Origin of the sequence: Sphingopyxis panaciterrae (assembly GCF_011762125.1) — a bacterium.
GTDB lineage: Bacteria > Pseudomonadota > Alphaproteobacteria > Sphingomonadales > Sphingomonadaceae > Sphingopyxis > Sphingopyxis panaciterrae.
Genome location: NZ_JAASQN010000004.1, coordinates 56,508 through 76,686 on the forward strand (window position 1 = coordinate 56,508; position 20,179 = coordinate 76,686).

Below are 20,179 nucleotides of genomic sequence, written 5' to 3' on the forward strand. Positions count from 1 at the left end.
GTTACTGCCCGATGCCTTCGATCGTTCCGGCGGTGCCGACCCGCGCGACGATCGTCTCGCCCGCCAATGTACGCTGCCCGAGCAGCACCTGCGGCGCGGTGCCAGTGGGAAGATAGACGTCGACGCGGCTGCCGAAGCGGATCAGTCCGACGCGCTGCCCAGTCGTGAGGTCGGCCCCCATGCTGACGAAAGGCATGATACGCCGCGCGACGAGACCCGCAATCTGGGTGAAACCGATGCGCACGCCGTCGGCGCGCTCGACAACGAAATGCTGACGCTCATTTTCCTCGCTCGCCTTATCGAGGTCGGCGTTCAAGAACTTCCCGGGAATATAGGCCAGTTTGCGCAGCGTACCTGCAACCGGGGTGCGATTGATGTGGACGTCGAAGACGCTCATGAAGATCGAGACGCGCAGCATCGTCGCATCGACCAGCCCATCCGGCCCGGAGATTTCCGGAGGTGGGGCGACTTCGGCGATCTGGGTCACCAGCCCGTCGGCGGGCGCCACGATCACGTCGGCGCCCGTTGGCGTTACCCGAACGGGATCGCGAAAGAAGGTGCCGATCCAGATCGTCACGCCGAGCATCAGCCAGCCGATGATTTCCCAGCCGAGCAGCCAGAAGCAGAGCGTGATGATGCCCGCGATGAGCAGGAACTTGCGGCCTTCGGGGTGAACCGAGGGCCAGCGCCACTTGATACCGCCGCCCGGACGATTGGAAGAGATGGTTGTGGACATGCCGATCTTTCTAGGGTGCGTCCCCCTCACTGACAATCGAATAAGGCGATGGTTCCGCATCCACCACGGCAGTTGAACTATCGCCGCGCTTTGCCTAAGGCCCCTCGCAATCCGACTCCCCAAGGAAAAAGGCGAAGATATGGGCAAGATCAAGGTAGCCAACCCGGTCGTCGAACTCGACGGCGACGAAATGACCCGGATCATCTGGCAGTGGATCCGCGAGCGACTGATCCTCCCCTATCTCGACGTCGACCTTCATTATTACGACCTCGGTATCGAGGAACGCGACCGCACCGACGACAAGATCACGGTCGAAGCCGCCAACGCGATCAAGAAATATGGCGTCGGCGTGAAGTGCGCGACGATCACCCCCGACGAGGCGCGCGTCGAGGAATTCGGCCTGAAGAAAATGTGGAAGTCGCCGAATGGCACGATCCGCAACATCCTCGGCGGCGTTGTCTTCCGCGAGCCGATCGTGATGCGGAATGTTCCCCGCCTCGTTCCCGGCTGGACCGACCCGATCGTCGTCGGCCGTCACGCGTTCGGCGACCAGTATAAGGCGACCGACTTCCGCGTCCCCGGCCCCGGCAAGCTGCGCCTGGTGTTCGAAGGCGAAGACGGCACGCTGATCGACGAGGAAGTGTTCCACTTCCCTTCGTCGGGTGTCGCCATGGGGATGTACAATCTCGATGATTCGATCCGCGACTTCGCGCGCGCCAGCCTGAACTATGGCCTCGCGCGCCAGTGGCCGGTGTATCTGTCGACCAAGAACACGATCCTGAAAGCCTATGACGGCCGGTTCAAGGACCTGTTCGAAGAAGTGTTCAACGCCGAATTCAAGGCGAAGTTCGACGAGATCGGCATCGTGTACGAGCATCGTCTGATCGACGATATGGTCGCCTCGGCGCTCAAATGGAGCGGCAAGTTCGTCTGGGCCTGCAAGAATTATGACGGTGACGTCCAGTCGGACACCGTCGCGCAGGGCTTCGGCTCGCTCGGCCTGATGACGAGCGTGCTGATGACCCCCGACGGCCAGACGGTCGAATCCGAAGCCGCGCACGGCACCGTCACCCGCCATTACCGCATGCACCAGCAGGGCAAGGCGACGTCGACCAACCCGATCGCGTCGATCTTTGCCTGGACCGGCGGCCTCAAGCATCGCGGCAAGCTCGACGACAATGCCGAACTGATCAAGTTCGCCGACGACCTCGAAAAGGTCTGCGTCGCGACGGTCGAAAGCGGCAAGATGACCAAGGACCTGGCGCTGCTGATCGGTCCCGACCAGAACTGGCTGACCACCGAAGGCTTCTTCGAGGCGATCGTCGAAAATCTCGATGCCAAGATGGGCGCCTGACGGCGAACATAGTTTAGCGATTTAGTCGACATGCGCGACTAGCCAATCGGGGCCGGCCTGCATAAGGTCGGCCCTTATGGTATCCGAAACAGAAACATCCGCTATCGGCAACGCGCTGGTGGTGCTTGGCGCGGCGGGCATCGTCATTCCCGCCTTTGCCCGCTTTCGCCTGCCCCCGGTGATCGGGTTCATTCTCGTCGGCTTGCTCGTCGGCCCGTCGGGGCTCGGCATGCTGGCTGCCGATTATCCGTGGCTGAAACATGTTACGATCGGATCGACCGAAGACATCGCCCTGTTCGCCGAATTTGGCATCATCTTGCTGCTGTTTTCGATCGGGCTCGAACTGTCGTTCCGCCGCCTGTGGCAACTTCGCAAGCTGGTCTTCGGCATCGGCGCCGCCGAATTGTTGCTTGGCGGCTCGATCCTCGGCGGCGCGCTGATGCTTGTCGGCGGCTATTCGGTTCCCGCCGCCTTCGGGCTCGGCATCGCGCTGGCTCTTTCGTCGACCGCGCTCGTCCTGCCGATCGCCGGGACAAAATCGGCGGTCGGTCGCGCATCCTTTTCAATGCTGCTGTTCGAAGATCTGGCGATCGTGCCGATCATCTTCATTCTTGGCGCGCTCGCTCCGAACGCCGCTGCCGACAATACCGAGATGTTGCTGACCACGCTGTGGCAGGGCATCCTCGTCGTCGCAGTACTCGCCGTCGCGGGCTGGTTCCTGCTGCCGCGCATTTTCGCGCAAGCGGCGCGCGCCAAGGACCCGGAGTTGTTCCTTGCCGCCAGCCTGCTCGTCGTCATCGTCGCAGCGCTTGCCACCGCCGCCGTCGGCCTGTCGCCGATCGTCGGGGCGCTGCTCGCGGGGCTGATGATCGCCGAAACCGAATATCATGGCGAGGTCGAAGCGATCACCGCGCCGTTCAAAGGCCTCGCACTCGGGGTATTCCTGATCAGCGTCGGCATGGGGCTGAACCTCAAGACGATCGCCGACCAGTGGCCGCAGCTCATCGTCGCGGTCGTCGGCGTCGTCGCGATCAAGGCGATCGTCACCGCCGCGCTGCTGCGTTTCTCGAACGTCGCGCGGCGCGGCACCGCGGCCGAAGTCGGCCTGCTGATGTCGAGCCCGTCCGAAACAACGCTGATCGTGCTCGCCACCGCGCTGCAGGCGCAGATCATCAGCCGCGACACCGCCGAATTCTGGCAGTTGGTCACCGCCATCGGCCTCACCATCACCCCGCTGCTCGCACGCATCGGTCACGATATTTCGCGGCGGATCGAAATGCGTAGCGGCGACAGCAGCCAGGCCGCCGAAACACCCGAGGGCCGCACCGTCGTCGTCGGGTTCGGCCGCGTCGGCCACACCGTCGCCCAACTGCTCCGCGAGCATGGCCGTCCCTATATTGCCGTCGACGCCGACATCGACACCGTCGCCGCGGCACGGCGCGACGGCTTTATCGTCCGCTTCGCCGATGTCGCGCGTCCCGGCAGCCTCGACAAGCTGGGGATTGAGAATGCCCAGGCCATCGTGCTTACGATGGACGATCCGGTTCAGCAGCTTCGCATGACACGGCAGCTGCGCCAGAAATATCCGGACCTGCCGATCATCAGCCGCGCACGCGACGCCGACCATGCGGGCGCACTCTACCAGGCGGGGGCGAGCGATGCGGTGCCCGAAACGCTCGAAAGCTCGCTGCAACTCGCCGAGGCGGTGCTGATCGATCTTGGCGTCGCGATGGGACCGGTGATCGCATCGATCCACGATGTGCGCGCCAAGATGCGGCAGGACATTATGACCAAGGGGCAGCTCGAGCGCGAACCGCGAATCCGCAGGACACGCATGACCGCTCCGCGCAGCGAGGGCAGTTAGGGCCTGTTTCAGTCAGTGAAACAAGACCCTAGGTGTTTAGTCCCATCATGTGATGGTGTAAGATTGTCATCGTCACAGCGGGAGGGATTATGGGACAGTTTTTACATGGGAGCGCCAAGACCACGCACGCCATTCGAGCGGAGCTACAGCGATCGCAAGCTCCGGTCGCGCAGCTCGCGAAGCGATACGGGATCAACGAGAAGACGGTGATCAAGTGGCGTCGCCGACAGTCGGTCGAGGATATGCCGATGGGCCCGAAGGAACGGCGCAGCACAGTGCTGTCACCGATGGAAGAGGCAGCGATCGTGGCGCTCAGGGTTCAGGCCCGATTACCACTTGATGACGTCTTCATTGCGTTGAAGGACGTGATCCCGCACCTGACGCGCTCGTCGCTTCACCGTTGCTTGCAGCGGCAGGGGATCAGCCGGTTGCCCAAAGCGGATCGCGAGAAGCCGAAGAAGTTCAAGAAATATGAGATCGGCTACTTCCACATCGATATCGCCGAACTGCGCTACGAAGGCGGCAAAGGCTTCCTCTATGTCGCGGTGGATCGCACCTCAAAGCTGGTGTTCGCCCGGATCTATCGCCGGGCGACGAAGCTCGCTGCGGCAGCGTTCCTGCGCGTGCTGATCAAGACGGTTCCGTACAAGATCCACACCATCCTCACCGACAACGGTGTGCAGTTCGTTCAGCGTGATCAGGGCGGTGCACTGGGCTGGATCGGCCATATCTTCGGCCGTGTCTGCGCGCAGCACGGCATCGAGCATCGCCTCACAAAACCCTATCACCCGTGGACCAACGGCCAGGCCGAGCGGATGGTGCGCACCATCAAAGAGGCCACCGTCAAATCCTTCCATTACACGTCGATCAATGAACTGCGCCGCCATGTCCGCGACTGGCTGGTCGCCTACAACTTCGCCAAGCAGTTGAAAGCGCTGCGCTTCAAGACACCCTATGAGGCCATCGAAGAACTCTGGAAATCCAAGCCGGATATCTTCAATATGGAGCCACACCATCACATGATGGGACTAAACACCTAGCGCCCGCCCGCCGCCTGCGCCGCTGCGGCGCCCGCCGCCGATGCATCGGCCAGCGTCATCCCCTTGGGCAGGATCGCCAGTGACCATTGACGCGCCGGCGTCAGATATTGCTTGGCAAGCCGCTGGACATCGGCCGGGGTCACGGCGGCGATATCGTCCTGGATCGACAGCGCCGCAGCTGCGATGCGTGGATCCCGCGTCGCGCCTTCGAGCAGGAACATCCAATAGACATTACCCGTCGATGCCCGCGCGACCTGCTCGCGGATCGGCCCCGCGTTGCGTGCGAGTTCGTCGGCCGTGACCGGATTGGCGACGAGATCGGCGGCGATGTCTTTCGCAATGCCATAGAAACGGTCAACATCCTTGGGCGCCAGCAGGCTGCCGACAAGCAGATAGCCACCGGCGTCAAAAGCCGTCGGCCAATGACTGTCCACGACCGGGCCATAGCTCGCGCCCTGCTCCGCCCGCAAACGGTCGAACAGGCGATCGTTGAAGATCGCGGCGAGTATTTCGAGCCCACGCGCGTCGCGCGGGCTCGCAAGCCCGCCGCTGGTCGGCCATGCCGTCATCGCCGCCGCCTGCCCCTTCTCGCCGCGATGAAAGGCGACTTCGGGCACGGTCACATGCTTTGCAAAAGCGACATTCTGCCCGCCCGGCGGCGCCAGCGGCGCGCGCGAAGGCAGGGCGCCGAACGTCTCGGCAAGAATCTGGCGATAGTCGATCGATGCCATATCGCCGAATAGCTGGACCTCGATCGGCCCGCTCGCGAGACGCGGTTCCCAGAAGGCCCGGAACGCCGCCGGCGTCAGCGCCTCGATCTCGGCCTTGTCGGGCGCCGACCAGCGCGCGTCATTCCCTGAAAGCCAGCCGCGCAAATTGCGGTCTAGCACCGCATTGGGGGTTGCGTCATTGACATCGTAACCGGTGAGATAACCGATGCGCAGCCGGTCGACGGGTGCGCTATCCCATCGCGGCGTAGCCAGCTTTCCGGCGAGCAGCTTCATCTGATCGGAAAGGTCGGCAGGCTTGCTTTCGGCCGACAATTCGAACGCATCATCGTCGATCGCAAAGCTCATCTGGATCTGCCGGCCATTGGTGAGCTGATCGATCTCGTTTTGGCCCCAAGGGCCGATGCCGCTCGCGATCAGCGCATAGTCGCCGGTCCAGAGCAGATTGGGTGCATCGGCGGCAACGCTGCGGTTCCCGGCGCCAAAGCGGACGTTGACGCGCACCTTGCCGGGTTCGACCTTGTTGTTCGAAACAAGCGCCGTCACGCCGTTGGCGAATTCGATCCGTTCGGCGCGCAGCCCCGGGATCAGGGTCGTCGATGCGATCGTCCCCGGCTTTCCAATCGCGGGAAGCTGGCTGAAATCGGCCTTGATCGCCGTCAGTCGGTCGTCGCGGGCTAGCGCGGGCGCCGCCAATGCGGCAAGCAGCGCGCCGTCACCACCCGCAATCGGGGTCGGTGTCGTCAGGACGACGCGCGTCACCGGCGCGCTGAAGATTGCGCGGCTGATATCGAGCATCGCCTGCGGCGTCGCCGCCGCGCGGATCGACTTGAACATGTCGACCTGCCCTTGCGGACTGGTCACCGTTTCGCCGATGTCGACCGCCCGCACCATGTCGTCGGCCAGCCGCGCACCGGGCTCGTTGCGCGCATTTTCAAGTTCCTTGCGCAGGAAGGCTTCGATCTCATTCGCTTCGCGATCGATATCGGCCTGCGATGGCGGCGTTTTCATCGCGTCGGCGATCACGCCGCGCACGTCGGCGAGCGCGGGCTTCCAGTCGCCGAGCGGGACGATCTGCGCCATCGTCACGTCGGCGCTGCGGCTGACATATTCCTGTTCGACCGTCGCGACGAGATAGCTGCCGCCGCTACGCGCGCGGTTTTCGAGGCGCCGGTTGACCAGCGCCTGCGCGATGAATTCCATATAGAGCCGCCGGGTGTTTTCGACGGTGTCGATGCGCTTTTTCCACGGGCGGACCATCGCGAGCGACAGTGCAACCGGCTGGTTCGCCTCGACGATCGACCGTGCGACCGAGGCCTTGGGATTGGGCTTGCCGAAATCGGGCTGCGCCGGATTGGGACCTGCGGCACGCCAGTCGCCATAATATTTTTCGATGAGCCGTGCGAACTCGGCCGGATCGCCGTCGCCGACGATCACGACCACTGCCCGGTCGGGGCGGTACCAGCGATCGTGGAAAGCCGCCACGGTGGCGGCGCGGGCCGCCCCGAGCGACTCGGTGGTGCCGATCGGCGATCGCTCGCCGAGCAGCTGGCCGGCAAAAAGATGGGCGCTCGTCGCATCGGATATCCGCTTTTGCGGGCCGTCCGATTCGCGCAGTTCGGACATGACGACACCGCGTTCGGCAGTCACCGCCGCTTCGGAGATACGCGGTTCGCGCACCATCCCTGCGAGCAGTTTCATGCTCTCGTCGAGATTGGCGGGCGTGACGCTCGGCAAATCGAGTTGGTAGGCGGTCTGGGTCGGTGTCGTCTGCGCGTTCGAATCGCTGCCGAAGGTGACGCCGAACCGCTGCCATATGCGCTTCGCCTCGCCGTCGGGAATATGTTCCGATCCGCGGAAGGTCAGATGCTCGAGCAGATGTGCATAGCCGCGCTCTTTTTCAGTTTCGAACATCGACCCGACGTCCATCCGCACGCGGATCGATACCTGTCCGGGGGGGACTCCATTGTTGCGTACCGCATAGCGAACGCCATTCGGCAGGACGCCGAACTGCCACGCCGTATCCCGCGGAATGTCGCTCCCGACGTAGAGCCAGTCATTGGCGCTCGCCTTGCTCCCCGCCGTCTTGACGGCGGGTGCAGCAGTTCCGTCTGCCTGCGCCAGCGCGGGCGGCGACAGCAGCAGGGCGGTGGCGGTGCAGGCCGGGAGGAAGAAGCGGACGAGCGAGAGGGTGGTCGACACAGGAGAATAGAACATCGGTCCATCTTATCGCGTTCGAAGCTGACTGGCCACTGAACTGTCACGCCCCCGGTGCTGCGCACTTGTCCTGCCTATGTCATCAGACTAGCAAGATGTGATGGAAACCACCCCTGCCCCGCCCCTCGCCGCACTCGTCCAGATGACCAGCGGCATTGATCCCGCCGTCAATTTGAAGACGATCAACCGCGCGATGGCCGAAGCCGCGGCACGCGGCGCCGCGATGGTGTTTCTGCCCGAAATGTCGTTGCTGCTCGACCGCGACCGCGAAAGGTCGGCGGCTCATATATTGAGCGAGGCGGACAGCCCATGGCCGGCCGCGCTGCGGGATATGGCACGGCGGCATGGGCTTTGGCTGCATTCGGGATCGATGCCGCTGCTTGCCGACGACGGCGCGCGGCGCGTGAACCGCAGCCATATCATAGCATCCGACGGCAGCATCCGCGCCCGCTATGACAAGATTCACATGTTCGACGTCACGCTGCCGTCGGGTGAGAATTGGACCGAATCGGCCGCCTATGCGGGGGGCGACACGCTGGCGGTCGTCGATACGCCGCTTGGGCGCCTCGGCCTCAGCATCTGCTATGATTTGCGCTTCCCCGAACTCTACCGTGCGCTCGTCGACCGCGGCGTCGACATCATTGCAATACCCGCCGCCTTCACCGTATCGACCGGCGAAGCGCATTGGCACGTGCTGCTGCGCGCCCGCGCTATCGAATCCGCCTGTCACGTCATCGCGGCAGCGCAGTCGGGAATACATGCCGACGGGCGGGCGACCTATGGTCACAGCCTCGCGGTCGATCCATGGGGTAGCATTCTTGCCGATGCGGCCTGCGAAACCAACCGCGATTCGGCCTATACGCTCATCCTGGCAGCAATCGCGCCCGATGCTGCGGAACATGCCAGGCAGGCAATCCCCCTGACGCGCTCGCGTTCCGTGCGTGCCGTACCTCTGTAGCGAATACCACCCCTTTCCGCACGGCTAGCCCGGCTTGGCGCAAAGCGACATCTCGCGGAGAATGGAGAATCAGGCCGGCATTGCAAACCGCAAGATCGCTTTCGCACAAATACGCAAAGGGCCCCGAGTGCACTCGGAGCCCTTTGGTATCTCTTGTCGAGTGGTCGACTTTACGGGCTCGTGGGAGCGTCGTCGTTATTGTCGGCCAAAAGGAAGATGCCGCCAATGATTGCGGCCAACGCCAGCAGGCCCAGAAGCCAGCCCGACGATCCGTCCAGCTCGCTCTCACCAGCAACAGTCGAAGTCGCACGCGCGCCGTCAACCGACGGAGCAGCCGAGGCCGCAACCGGCGCGAGGATCATCGATGTCGCCGCGAGGGAGATCGCAGCTTTCTTCATCAGGTTCATCTTATTCTCCGTCCACTGGAAATTTGTCTTCTCGAATCACATCAAGGAGAATCGCTCCCCGATCTGCTTCTGCGTTGCTGTCTTAGGGTTTGACGTTCGCAATTGCAACATGTTTTGCTCGCCCCCGCAACGGCCGGAAAATTGAAAAATCGCCGAAAAAGCGCACCCCAATAAATTTCATCCGCGCCGGACGCGCTCGAAACGCTCACTCGTTACCGGATAGCCTAAATGGCTTGGTATACATAGATGGGTTTCGCCTTCACGCTCTTCGATCCATGGCGTGACAAGGTCGACCGGAAAGCGCCCGGCATGCTCGGAAAACCCGGCGAAATCTTTTGCTTGGGCTAATTTTTCCAAGTTACGCCGGGTCGGGAATATCACCGACACCTCACCACTATCCGCCATCGCCAGCGTAGCCTGCGCGCTCGCCCAGAAGATGTGACTATGCTCGGCTTCCTCGACCGTAAGCTCATGGCTGTGCGACGGCGCCTCTATGGCATAGAAACGCGTGTCGAAGGTACGGGCCTCCTTGAAGTTCGGGCACCAGCGCGCAAAGGGCACCAGTGACTCGATCACGAGTCGTTCGCCGCGCGCCGCCAATATGTCGGAAAGCAGCGTTTCGTTCAGAAGCGCCTGCCGCACCTCTGCTGCATCGGCTTCCGTAAGCTCCGGCCACCCGACCGCAAGCCCGGTTTCTTCCAGCGTCTCGCGCAGCGCCGCTACCCGCGCAGCGCCATCGATCTCGTCACCCGCAAAGCCGTGCTGGCGCGCGACGAGATAATCGTCGGGGTCGATCCGCCCGCCAGGAAACACGACGGCTCCCGCCGCAAACGCCATGTTGCTCGCTCGCTTGACCATCAGGATTTCGTCGGGGCCACCGTCGCCGGATGGTCGCATGATAACGAGCGTGGCCGCGGGAATTGCGCCTTCGGGCAGTTTCAAAGAACTCGCCGGTGATGAAGATTTATCGGTCATGACCTTGGCGATAACTGCCCCGCGGCGGCTTGTCATCTCGCCATTGCGGGCGGACGCCCGCGGGTTGGCCATTGCGGGCGGACGTCCGCAGGTGCAAGATGCCGTACAGCTGCAAGGGCCGGGAGCAGGACGATGGGAATTGTCGAGATTTTGGGGGTCGCCGGCAGCCTCAGCCTCTTGGCGGGCTGGCGCCTTTATCTCACCATATTGGCGACGGGGATCGCGATGCATTTCGGGTGGCTGCCGCTTCCCGAACACCTCGCTGCGCTGCAGGTGCTCGCCAATCCGTGGGTGCTCGGCGTCGCCCTGATCGGGACGATCGCCGAGTTTCTCGCCGACAAGATCGCTTGGGTCGATTCCATATGGGACACGATCCACAGCATCATCCGTCCGCTTGGTGGCGCGCTCCTCGCGCTCGCGCTCGTCGATTCATCCGATCCCGCTTGGCAGGTGATCGCTTTTCTGCTCGGCGGCGGCGGCGCATTGCTCAGCCATGGCGCGAAAGCGACGACGCGCGCGGTCGTCAATGTCAGTCCCGAACCCTATAGCAATGCCGTCGTCTCGACCGGCGAAGACGTCGCCACCGGTGGTCTCCTCGCGCTCGCCATCGCCTTTCCGCCGTTGGCCATCGCAATCGCAATCCTGATGGCGATCGCCGCCGTCGTCGTGATCATCGCGCTCCGCCGCCTGCTTCGCAATATCAAGGCAACGCTGAAAATGGCGTTGGGCGATGGCCCGCACCCCCCCGTGCCCGTTGAACGTCCTCCCGCCTAGGTTAGGGATTTGGCAAGAGTTGCCTGCTTAGGCTGGAATATGAAAACCGCGCGTTTTTCCGTTAGAGGATGGCGGAAACAGGACCAGACAGCGCTCCACACGGAGGGAAGTCTATGCCTGAGAGGTCCAAAACCGTCATTTCTTGCATCGTTTTCGGCCTGTTCGTTCCGGCACGGACGCGCCGGCGACTGCTCGTTTCGACGGCGATCACCTTCGCGCTTGGCCACGCGGCGCCGGCATTCGCCGAATGCAATCCCGTCCCGACCCCCGGCGACGACAATCATCTTTGCGACAGCGGCACCTCGCCCGGCGCTCTCGACGATCCCGGCGGGAACAACCGGCTCGACCTCCCCACCGGCGGCACCGGCATCATCAACGGCAATGTGATATTCGGCGCGGGGACCGACATCATTGTTATCGGTGCGGGCGAAATTCGTGGAACGATCGACCAAGGAAATGGCAACGATCGTTTTGAAATCAGCGCTGGCACCGTCACTGGCAATGTCCAGCAAGGCGAAGGCGTCGATGACTTCCGGATGACGGGCGGCGCCATCGGGTCACTAAACCAGGGCGGCTCGCTCGACACCTTCTTCATGTCGGGCGGCCGGATCGTCGACGCCTTCGATGATGGCGACATCGCGACGATGACCGGCGGACGCATCGGCCGCGTGAACATGAAACTCGCCGACAATCTGTTCGACATGTCGGGCGGCACGATCGATCGCAACCTCGTCACCGGTTTCGGCAACGACACGATCATCCTGTCGGGCGGAACGGTCGGCGGCAACATCAGCGTGTCGGGCGGCACCGACAGCGTCACCGTCACCGGCGGTTCGGTCGGCGGAGAGATCCGTATGAGCAGCGGCACCGACAGCCTCGTCTGGGACGGCGGCGGCGTGATCCACGGCGCGATCGACCTTGGCGACGACGACGACACCGCGCGGCTGGCGAACCTTACCGACGCGAACATCGGCGCGACGCCCATTGTGGGCGGCGGCGAAGGGAGCGACGCGCTGACGTTCCACAATGTCTCAACGGGAAATGTCACGCGCTTCACGGGGTGGGAGACGGTTGACCTCACGAATGATACCGAGTTGATGTTCGACGATTTCCTGACGCTGGGCGATGCGGGTACTCGCACAGGGACATTTCGTATCGACGCGTCGAGCACGATCTTCGGCGGCGGCGCGCAAAGCGGCGTCATGGCGTTCACCGCCGGCCAGCGCGTGACGGTAATCAACGCCGGACGCATCGACCTGACCAACGGCGGCAATCTGCCCGGCGACAGCTTCACGATCGCGGGCAATTATGTCGGCAACGGCGGCCTGCTGCTCATCGATACCGTGCTCGGCGACGATGCATCGGCTTCTGACAAGCTTGTCATCGACGGCGGCACCGCGTCGGGAACGACGGGGGTCAACGTGTTGAATGCCGGCGGCACCGGCGCGGCTACGATGAGGGACGGGATATTGGTGGTCGAGGCGCTGAACGGCGCGACGACCGCACGCGGTGCCTTTGCGCTCAACCATCGCGTGGCGGTGGGGGCGTTCGAATATTACCTGTTCCGCGGCGGGGTTTCGGCAGGCACGGCAGAAAGCTGGTACTTGCGTTCGACGCTGGTCACCCCGCCTGCCGGCACCCCGCCGCCGCAGCCCGCACCGGCGCCGCCCCCGCTCGAACCGGCGCCGCCACCGCCGCCACCGGTAGCGCCCGAACCGCCGGCACCGCCACCACCGCCCGCACCGCCTCCTCCCCCGCTACCGCCCGAACCAACACCAGCCAACCCCGATCCGGTCGATCCGGCCCCGCCGGTAGTGATCGACGATCCGGCGCCGCCTGCAGAGCCCGCGCCGCCGCCCGCGCCCGCGGCCGAACCACCGGCGCCGCCGCCCGCGCCGCCCGCCGAGCCGGCGCCGGTTCCGGTGCCCGATACGCCGACGCCGCCGCCGACCCCCGGCGCGACGCCGGTGATCGCCGAGGTGGTTCCACTTTATCGCCCCGAAGTGCCCGCCTTTACCGTGGCAATTCCCGTCGCGCATTATCTGGCGACGGCGGCGCTCGGCACCTTTCACGCGCGGCGCGGCGAGCAGGCGCTGCTGCGCGACGGCGGCGTGCTGCCCGCGACATGGGGCCGCATCCTCGGTGAGGACAGCAAGCTCAAATGGAAAGGCGACGTCGCCCCGTCCTTTGACGGCGACCTCAAGGGTTTCCAGATCGGGCAGGACCTGTTCGGCCAGGGTGACCCCGAAAGCACCAACATCCGCGCCGGCATCTTCATCGGCCGCGCCGAAATGGACGGCACCACGCGCGGGCAATCGCTCGGCTGGAACGATCTGACGGTCGGCCGGATCGATACCAGAAGCACCAGTCTTGGCGGCTATGCGACGCTGGTCGGTGCCGACAGCTGGTATGTCGATGCGGTGGTCATGCATAGCTGGTTCGACGGCAAGGCGGCTGCCGACAGCGGGCTGGCGATCGACATCGACGGCACCGGCTGGGCGGCGTCGCTGGAGGCGGGTTATCCGCTCGTCCTATCGGGACGCTGGACGCTCGAACCGCAGGCGCAAATCATCTGGCAAAACGTGTCGCTCGACGATCGCGCCGATATCTTCTCGACCATCGATTTCGCATCGGACGACGCACTGACCGGGCGCCTCGGATTGCGCCTGCATGGCGATTACGGAAGAGACAGCAGCCGCTTCCAGCCCTATGTTCATGCGAGTTTGCGCCACGGCCTGACGGGACGGCAAACGACCTACTTCGGCGCCGACCCGATCCGCACCGACTTGGGGCGTACCGAGTTCGAGGCGGGAGCAGGGCTCGTCGCCCGGCTCGGCAAGAATGTCGGCGTGCACCTGAAGGGCGATTATGCGATCAACGCCGGCGGTCCGCACAGCCGGCGGCTCGGTGGCACGGTCGGTCTGACGATCAGCTGGTAGCGGTCAGGCGGGCAGCAGCGTCTTCAGCGGCGTTTCGGCGTCGGCAAGTTGGGCGGGGGTCGCCTGCAGGCCCGCGGTGACGATCATGCGGCCCTGGACATAATCCTTGGTCGCGTTGACGCAGTCGATCGCGATGACCTTGCCCGCTTTCAAATAAACGACCGAAAAGCTGCGCGTCGCGGGGTCGCCGCGCAATATGGCCTGGTCGTGCCCGGTCGACAGGCCCGCGGTCTGGAGCTTCAGGTCATATTGGTTCGACCAGAACCAGGGAATGGCATGATAGGGCGCCTCGTCGCCGACGATGCCCTTGGCGACGACATTGGCCTGATCATTCGCATTCTGCACCGATTCCAGCCGGATGACGACGCCTTCGGCAAAATGATTCTCATGCGCGGCGCAGTCGCCGATCGCATAGATATCGGGCAGGCTGGTCTTGCACAGTCCATCGACGAGCACGCCGTTGCCACCCTCGGCACCCGCCGCGACCAAAGGTTCCACCGCGGGCACGATACCGATGCCGACAATGACGAGGTCGGCGGGGATCACTTCGCCGTCCGCCAGGCGCACGCCGGTGACGCGGGTCTCGCCTTCGATCGCCTCGACCGACACGCCAAGGCGCAGGTCGACGCCATGACCCCGATGTTCCTTTTCGTAGAATCGCGACAGCTCTTCGCCCGCGACGCGCGCAAGCACGCGATCGAGCGCTTCGAGCAGCACCACCTTCTTGCCCGCCTTGCGCAGCACCGCCGCGGCTTCGAGCCCGATATAGCCGCCGCCGATCACGACGATCTGGCCCGCGGTTTCGGACGCCGCCTTCATCGTATCGGCGTCGGCGCGGGTGCGCACGCCCTGCACGCCGGGCAGGTCGCCGCCCGGGATCGGCAGCATGCGCGGCGATCCGCCGGTCGCCCAGACGAGCTTGCCATAGCCGATCGTCTCGCCCCCGTCGGTGGTGACATTGTGACCGACGGGATCGACCGAGACAACGCGCTTGCCGAGCAGCATCGTCACCTCGCGCTCGTCCCAATATTTCGCGGGGCGCAGCTGGATGCGTTCGAATTCCTTCTCGCCCGCGAAATATTCTTTCGACAGCGGTGGACGCTCATAGGGCAGTTCGGGTTCGTCGCCGATGATCGCAATGCTGCCGGCAAATTTCTGCGTCCGCAGCATCACCGCCACCTGCGCGCCGCCATGCCCAGCCCCCACGATCACCACATCGAATCGCATTTTCTCGCCCTCTCGCATGCCTCACCGATTTGCGAGCGCGTCCCTCGCACGCAGAGGCCGGCAAATGCAAGTGATGAAGCCCCCCCGGATTTTCAGCGCGATTGCGATTGCCAGCTCGCGACTCTCTCGATCGCATTGGCGCGGATATTGGCATAGAAAATGCCATAATCATTGCGATGATAGCTGCCGTAGAGCCAGCTCAGCGAATCCCGGAACCCCGACGACCAGGCAATGTCGACGTCGAGCAGACTGTCGTTGCAGCGCGCGCCGGTCAGCCCCATTTCCAGCGGCGCCATCACCGCCGCCTGCTTCGGATAGGGCGCTTCCGGGAAGGGTAGGCTGCCCAGATTGACTGACGCATCGGCAACACCCTTTTCATTCCAGGTGAGGGGGTTTGTGCAGAGGGCGGGGGTTGTGCTCTTGATCCTCTTTCCCTGCCACCAGAAATCGACGTTTTTGGTCAGCATTTCCGCGGTCCTGCGGCCTTTTTGGGCGGTGTTCCAGGAGAGCACGCAACCCGTCTGGCGCGCGTTTTGGCACGCCGGGAGGCCGATCGACGCGAAATTGGCGGGGGTGTAAGCGCCGACGGTGTAGGCGGCGACGAGCCGCTGCTGGAGCGGGGTGCCGACCACCGCTTCCTGAAGCAGGCGGACGGCGTGCCCCGTCCCCTGGCTGTGCGAGGCGATGATGAACGGGCGGCCGCGATTATAATGGTCGATATAATAGCGAAAGGCGCGCGCGACGTCCGAATAGGCAAGCGCGACCGCATCGCCGTCACCGAGCCCGCGCAGCGACGCCTGGCGATAATGCGGCGCGTAGAGGAGGCAGCAGCCGTTAAACGCCGAAAGCTGCGCGAGCAGCACCGGGCCATTATAGGCGCCCCGAACGTCATAGGGGGCGTTCCAGACGTCGTTCTTCAGATACATGGTCGGGTGGATGAAAAACACGTCGGCGGGCGCGTCGGCTTCGTCGATCGCCTTCAACCCCGCCGGCACCGAACGTTCCAGCCCGTCGCGGCCCGGCAAGGCGAACCACGCCGCCTGCCGCGCATAGTCGGGGGCGGGCGGCGCTTTGGTCCGCGCAAAGGGCTGCCCGGGCTCGCGCGAGCCTTCGATCAGCGCCTGGGTGATCGAGCAGCGCGACAGCAGCGCAAGGAGGATGACGATCGTGGCCAACAGCTTCCAGCGCTTGCGGATCCTGCCCGTCCGCCCCCGCAGCCAGCCGGCCTTGCGTTCGGACGCGAGGCTCATTCTTTCGTTTCCCGGGCGGCCCGGCGCGCTTCGCAGGTCGCAATGAAGCCCGCGGCCATGAAGCGCGCCATGCGTTCCTTCACCGCCTCGAAGTCGTCAGAAAGGCACAATCCGCCCGACAGCTTGTCGATCCGCCCGGTGCGCCCGAGCGTCAGCATCAGCCCCGCCGAGACGAAATGATAGCCCCAGAACAGGTCCTCTTCGGGACAATCGGGCATCGCCTGCTTGAGGATGCCGATCAGCCGCAGCACGACCCGGTCGAAATGGGTGTCCATCAGTTCGGCGCCCCATTCGGCGGTGTTGCTCGTCTGGGCGCCGAGCTGGCCGTAATACCGCCAGCCGAGGCCGCCCTCGCTATGCGTTTCAAGATCGGTGTCGAGATAGGCGCGCAGCGCCCCCTCGACGGTGGGCCTGCCCTCCACCGCACGCTCATAGGCGTCGAGCGCCTTCATCCGGCGCTCGATCGTGACCGGCGCCCGCCGTGCGATCACGGCGTCGAACAGTTCCTTCTTGTCTTTGAAATAATAATGGAGCAGCGACTGGTGGACGCCGACCTGGTTCGCGACCTCCTTCAGCGTGACGCCATAGAGGCCGCGTTTCGAGAAAAGCTCCTCGGCGGCGTCGTAGATCTGCTCCATCGTCGCCGCGCGCTGATCGGCCTTGGTCGGGCGCGTGCGCCGCGTCTGCTTTGCCGGCTTCGTCATATCGCCCCCTTCGTCCCGGGTGCCGACGGCCCCGGGATTGGCGCAGTCGGTGAAGGCGCCGTCTTTGAATCAGCCATATTCGGCCCGCAAGCGCATTTTGTCGATTTTTCCGGTCAGCGCCAGCGGCATCGCGGCGCGCCGGACGATCGCGTCGGGCAGCCACCAGTTGGCGATGCGGCCGCGCAGCGCGGCGAGCAATGTTTCGTCGCTGACCTCCCGGCCCGCGCGCGGTTCGACGATCAGGATCGGGCGTTCGCCCCATTTCGCGTGCGCGCGACCGACGACGGCGGCGAACGCGACGTCGGGAAGGCCGCCGACGATCGCCTCGATCTCGGCCGGGTTGATCCACTCGCCCCCCGATTTGATCAGATCCTTGGCACGGCCGGTGATGCTGAGCTGGCCGTCGGCATCGATTGTCGCGAGATCGCCGGTATCGAACCAGCCATCGGCATCGGTCGCCTTGTCCGCTTCGCCGAAATAGCGTTCGACCACGCTGCCGCCCCTGACGTGCAGCCGCCCCTCGCCGCCGCGCTGATCGGGAAGCGCGACGCCATGTTCGTCGGTCAGCAGCAGGTCGACCCCCATTGGCGGGCGACCCGATCTGGCCGAAATCCGGTCCGTCGCGCTCGCCGGGGTCATCGCGCCGAGCGGTGACAATTCGGTCATGCCCCAGCTCGTCTGGACGATCACGCCGAGCCGCTGTTCGAGCCGGTCCATCAGCGCCTGCGGAACCGCCGAACCGCCGAGCAGAAGGCGTTTCAGCGACGGCAGTTCGCCGCCCACCGCGTCGAGATGATCGACGAGGCCCAGCCAGACTGTCGCGACCCCGGCGGCGACCGATACCTTCTCGGCGGCGATCAGCCGGGCGAGGCTGGCGCCGTCCTGATCGCGGCCGGGCAGCACCAGCTTGGCGCCGACCGCGGGCGCGGCGAAGGGAAAGCCCCAGCCGTTCGCATGGAACATCGGCACCGCGACGAGCATCGTATCGCCGCTGCCGAGCCCCATCACATCGGCCTGCAGCAGGTGCGCGGTGTGGAGATAATTCGACCGGTGGGTGTAGGTCACGCCCTTTGGATCGCCGGTGGTTCCGGAGGTGAAGCAAAGCCCGGCGGGGGTATTTTCATCGAACGCGCCCCAGACCGCGGGCGCGCCATGGCGGGCGATAAGATCGTCCAGATGCCACAGCCGCGCACCGTTCACGACCGGGACGGGGTCGTCCGGCGCGCCGTCGTCCATCAGCACGACATGTTCGATCGCCGGGCATTGATCGATCAATTCCTGCACCAGCGGCGCGAGCCCGCCGCTGACCGCAAGCACCCGGCCCTGCGCCCGCCCGATCATCTTGGCCAGATGGCCGGCGGTCAGCCGCGGGTTGAGCGTGTGGCAGACGATGCCGGCGCCCATCGCGGCGTACCAGCATGACATATGCGCCTGCGTGTTCCAGGCGAGCGTCGCCAGATGATCGCCCTGGCCGAGGCCGAGCGCAAAGAGCGCCCCCGACAGGCGATTGCTGCGGTCATGGAGCGCGGCGTAGCTGGTGCGGGCGGGCGCGCTGCCGGTCACGACTTCGCGCGCGCCATGCCATTTCGCGGCGTGGGTCAGGAATTTGTCGAGGGTCAGCGCATAGGGTTGCGGGTTACCGAAAATCACGCGGCATTCTTTCGATGGTCATGTTTGAGGACGCGCGCGAGCGCAAGGTGCAGCGCGATCGCGATGAAATAAAAGGGCACGAGGCTGTAGAAAGCGATTTGCAGCGAATTGCCGGGGTGCGCCGGCTTGGCCCAGTCGCTGACCGCGCCGAGCCAGGTCGGGCCGAGACCGAGGCCGATCAAATTCATGATCAGCAGCAGCACCGCGCCCGCGAGCGTCCGTTGCCGCGCTGGAACGGCGTTCTGGACGAGCGTCACCGCCGGGGTGAGATAGAGATAGTTGAGGAAAGTCGGTACGAACAGAAAGAGCATCGCGAGCGGCCATGTCGGCGTATGGACGAAGCCGATGAAGAAGGGCACCGCCAGTGCCAGCCCGATCGCGGGGATCAGGCCATAGGCTTCGGGCCGCCGCGCCGCATGGCGATCGACAAGCCGGCCCGACAGATAGATGCCGCCGCTGACCCCGACGCCGAGCAGGAGCGCGTACCAGATTGCGATCTGGTCGAGCGTCATCGCCTTTTCGCGCATCAGGAACAGCGTCGTGAACCCGAGTGTCGCATAGGTAATGAACTGCGTCGCGCCCGCCGCGAGCGCGACGAGGGTGAGATCGGATCGCGAAAAGAACATCTTCATCGTCGCGCCAAAGCCCGGCGCGTCGCCGGCGGGTTCGGCCGCACCCACGGCATCGGTGGCGCCGCGCCGCGGTTCGCGGACGAACGCCCACACACCCGCCGCGGCGATCAGCCCGGCCGCGCCGAGCAGAAGGAAGGCGAGCCGCCAGTCATAGGCGGCGGCGATCCTGGCCCCGAAAGCGACGCCGAGCGCCTGCCCGAGCGGCGGGCCGAGGTTGAAGAGGCCAAGCGCCAGCCCGCGCCGTTCGGGCGGGAAATAATCGGAGATGATCGAATAGGACGGCGGCACCCCGCCTGCCTCGCCGATCCCGACCCCCATGCGCGCGACGGCGAGCTGGACATAGGTGGTCGACATGCCGCAGGCGATCGTCGCGGCGCTCCACAAGGCGCAGGCGACCGACAGCACGCGCACGCGGTTGGTCCGGTCGGCCAGCCACGCGACGGGAATGCCGAGGATGCAATAGAACATCGCGAAATAGAGCCCGCCGAGCAGCCCGAGTTCGCCGTCGGTGATGCCGAGGTCGTCCTGGATCGGCTTGGCGAGGATCGACAGCAGCTGGCGGTCGAGGAAGTTCAGGACATAGACGAGGCACAGTGCGGCAAGGACGAACCAGGCGTAGCGGTCATTCGGGCGACCGGCGGCGGGGATGGATGGTGAGGAAGGGGCCGGCATGGGGGAATGTCCGTTAAGGATGGCGGTTATGTGTTTGCGAAGGTTTGGGGCA

15 protein-coding genes are annotated in these 20,179 nt (G+C 64.7%); 6 read left to right on the forward strand and 9 right to left on the reverse strand.

Going from position 1 to position 20,179, the window contains the following annotated elements:
- Nucleotide 1: 1 nt before the first annotated feature.
- Nucleotides 2-736, reverse strand: coding sequence for a phosphatidylserine decarboxylase (locus FHR22_RS14545; protein ID WP_166944095.1), 735 nt, complete (start codon nt 734-736; stop codon nt 2-4).
- Between the two features lie 139 nt (nt 737-875).
- Here FHR22_RS14545 and FHR22_RS14550 point away from each other — a divergent pair, with 139 nt between their 5' ends.
- The 3 genes from FHR22_RS14550 (at nt 876) to FHR22_RS14560 (ending at nt 4,994) form a co-directional block, all read left to right on the forward strand.
- Complete coding sequence (locus tag FHR22_RS14550) at nt 876-2,090, forward strand: NADP-dependent isocitrate dehydrogenase (protein ID WP_166944097.1); 1,215 nt, start codon at nt 876-878, stop codon at nt 2,088-2,090.
- 76 nt (nt 2,091-2,166) lie between these two features.
- Nucleotides 2,167-3,954 carry a cation:proton antiporter domain-containing protein gene (locus FHR22_RS14555; RefSeq protein ID WP_166944099.1) on the forward strand — a complete coding sequence of 596 codons (1,788 nt, stop codon included), beginning with the start codon at nt 2,167-2,169 and terminating at the stop codon, nt 3,952-3,954.
- Nucleotides 3,955-4,043: 89 nt separating this feature from the next.
- Entirely contained in the window at nt 4,044-4,994 is a 951-nt protein-coding gene (locus FHR22_RS14560) for an IS481 family transposase (protein ID WP_166944101.1), read from the forward strand.
- Here the strand turns inward: FHR22_RS14560 and FHR22_RS14565 are convergent.
- Nucleotides 4,991-7,939: a M16 family metallopeptidase gene (locus FHR22_RS14565; RefSeq protein WP_166944103.1), complete on the reverse strand. Its 2,949-nt coding sequence runs from the start codon at nt 7,937-7,939 to the stop codon at nt 4,991-4,993. The genes FHR22_RS14560 and FHR22_RS14565 overlap by 4 nt on opposite strands.
- A 100-nt stretch (nt 7,940-8,039) precedes the next feature.
- On the opposite strand from FHR22_RS14565, the gene FHR22_RS14570 reads away from it, so the two are divergent.
- A complete protein-coding gene (locus FHR22_RS14570; RefSeq protein ID WP_166944105.1) occupies nt 8,040-8,897 on the forward strand; it encodes a carbon-nitrogen hydrolase family protein in 858 nt (285 codons plus the stop codon).
- Between the two features lie 170 nt (nt 8,898-9,067).
- Here FHR22_RS14570 and FHR22_RS14575 read toward each other — a convergent pair whose 3' ends face one another.
- Together FHR22_RS14575 and FHR22_RS14580 are read right to left on the reverse strand one after the other, a co-directional pair.
- Complete coding sequence (locus FHR22_RS14575) at nt 9,068-9,304, reverse strand: hypothetical protein (RefSeq protein WP_166944107.1); 237 nt, start codon at nt 9,302-9,304, stop codon at nt 9,068-9,070.
- A 177-nt stretch (nt 9,305-9,481) separates the two neighbouring features.
- On the reverse strand, nt 9,482-10,279 hold the full coding sequence (locus tag FHR22_RS14580) for an NUDIX hydrolase (protein WP_166944109.1): 798 nt from the start codon (nt 10,277-10,279) through the stop codon (nt 9,482-9,484).
- Between the two features lie 132 nt (nt 10,280-10,411).
- On the opposite strand from FHR22_RS14580, the gene FHR22_RS14585 reads away from it, so the two are divergent.
- Nucleotides 10,412-11,053, forward strand: coding sequence for a DUF4126 domain-containing protein (locus FHR22_RS14585; protein ID WP_166944111.1), 642 nt, complete (start codon nt 10,412-10,414; stop codon nt 11,051-11,053).
- Between the two features lie 113 nt (nt 11,054-11,166).
- A complete protein-coding gene (locus tag FHR22_RS14590; protein WP_166944113.1) occupies nt 11,167-13,992 on the forward strand; it encodes an autotransporter family protein in 2,826 nt (941 codons plus the stop codon).
- A 3-nt stretch (nt 13,993-13,995) separates the two neighbouring features.
- Here the strand turns inward: FHR22_RS14590 and FHR22_RS14595 are convergent, their stop codons facing one another.
- The 5 genes from FHR22_RS14595 to FHR22_RS14615 all read right to left on the reverse strand — a co-directional run bounded on the left by FHR22_RS14595 (nt 13,996) and on the right by FHR22_RS14615 (nt 20,127).
- Nucleotides 13,996-15,219: an NAD(P)/FAD-dependent oxidoreductase gene (locus tag FHR22_RS14595; protein WP_166944115.1), complete on the reverse strand. Its 1,224-nt coding sequence runs from the start codon at nt 15,217-15,219 to the stop codon at nt 13,996-13,998.
- A gap of 92 nt (nt 15,220-15,311) precedes the next feature.
- Nucleotides 15,312-16,469, reverse strand: coding sequence for a DUF3089 domain-containing protein (locus FHR22_RS14600; RefSeq protein ID WP_166944117.1), 1,158 nt, complete (start codon nt 16,467-16,469; stop codon nt 15,312-15,314).
- Complete coding sequence (locus FHR22_RS14605) at nt 16,466-17,173, reverse strand: TetR/AcrR family transcriptional regulator (RefSeq protein WP_243853748.1); 708 nt, start codon at nt 17,171-17,173, stop codon at nt 16,466-16,468. Before FHR22_RS14605 ends, FHR22_RS14600 begins: the two co-directional genes overlap by 4 nt.
- Before the next feature lie 69 nt (nt 17,174-17,242).
- Complete coding sequence (locus FHR22_RS14610) at nt 17,243-18,823, reverse strand: AMP-binding protein (protein WP_166944119.1); 1,581 nt, start codon at nt 18,821-18,823, stop codon at nt 17,243-17,245.
- Nucleotides 18,820-20,127, reverse strand: a complete 1,308-nt coding sequence (locus FHR22_RS14615; RefSeq protein WP_166944121.1) for a spinster family MFS transporter — start codon at nt 20,125-20,127, stop codon at nt 18,820-18,822. The genes FHR22_RS14610 and FHR22_RS14615 overlap by 4 nt, the downstream gene beginning before the upstream one ends.
- Nucleotides 20,128-20,179 lie beyond the last annotated feature (52 nt).

Bases quoted from the DNA above. Each gene is read 5' to 3' on its own strand.
- FHR22_RS14545 (WP_166944095.1), bottom strand. From the start codon at position 736: ATGTCCACAACCATCTCTTCCAATCGTCCGGGCGGCGGTATCAAGTGG.
- FHR22_RS14550 (WP_166944097.1), top strand. From the start codon at position 876: ATGGGCAAGATCAAGGTAGCCAACCCGGTCGTCGAACTCGACGGCGAC.
- FHR22_RS14555 (WP_166944099.1), top strand. From the start codon at position 2,167: ATGGTATCCGAAACAGAAACATCCGCTATCGGCAACGCGCTGGTGGTG.
- FHR22_RS14560 (WP_166944101.1), top strand. From the start codon at position 4,044: ATGGGACAGTTTTTACATGGGAGCGCCAAGACCACGCACGCCATTCGA.
- FHR22_RS14565 (WP_166944103.1), bottom strand. From the start codon at position 7,939: ATGTTCTATTCTCCTGTGTCGACCACCCTCTCGCTCGTCCGCTTCTTC.
- FHR22_RS14570 (WP_166944105.1), top strand. From the start codon at position 8,040: ATGGAAACCACCCCTGCCCCGCCCCTCGCCGCACTCGTCCAGATGACC.
- FHR22_RS14575 (WP_166944107.1), bottom strand. From the start codon at position 9,304: ATGAACCTGATGAAGAAAGCTGCGATCTCCCTCGCGGCGACATCGATG.
- FHR22_RS14580 (WP_166944109.1), bottom strand. From the start codon at position 10,279: ATGACCGATAAATCTTCATCACCGGCGAGTTCTTTGAAACTGCCCGAA.
- FHR22_RS14585 (WP_166944111.1), top strand. From the start codon at position 10,412: ATGGGAATTGTCGAGATTTTGGGGGTCGCCGGCAGCCTCAGCCTCTTG.
- FHR22_RS14590 (WP_166944113.1), top strand. From the start codon at position 11,167: ATGCCTGAGAGGTCCAAAACCGTCATTTCTTGCATCGTTTTCGGCCTG.
- FHR22_RS14595 (WP_166944115.1), bottom strand. From the start codon at position 15,219: ATGCGATTCGATGTGGTGATCGTGGGGGCTGGGCATGGCGGCGCGCAG.
- FHR22_RS14600 (WP_166944117.1), bottom strand. From the start codon at position 16,469: ATGAGCCTCGCGTCCGAACGCAAGGCCGGCTGGCTGCGGGGGCGGACG.
- FHR22_RS14605 (WP_243853748.1), bottom strand. From the start codon at position 17,173: ATGACGAAGCCGGCAAAGCAGACGCGGCGCACGCGCCCGACCAAGGCC.
- FHR22_RS14615 (WP_166944121.1), bottom strand. From the start codon at position 20,127: ATGCCGGCCCCTTCCTCACCATCCATCCCCGCCGCCGGTCGCCCGAAT.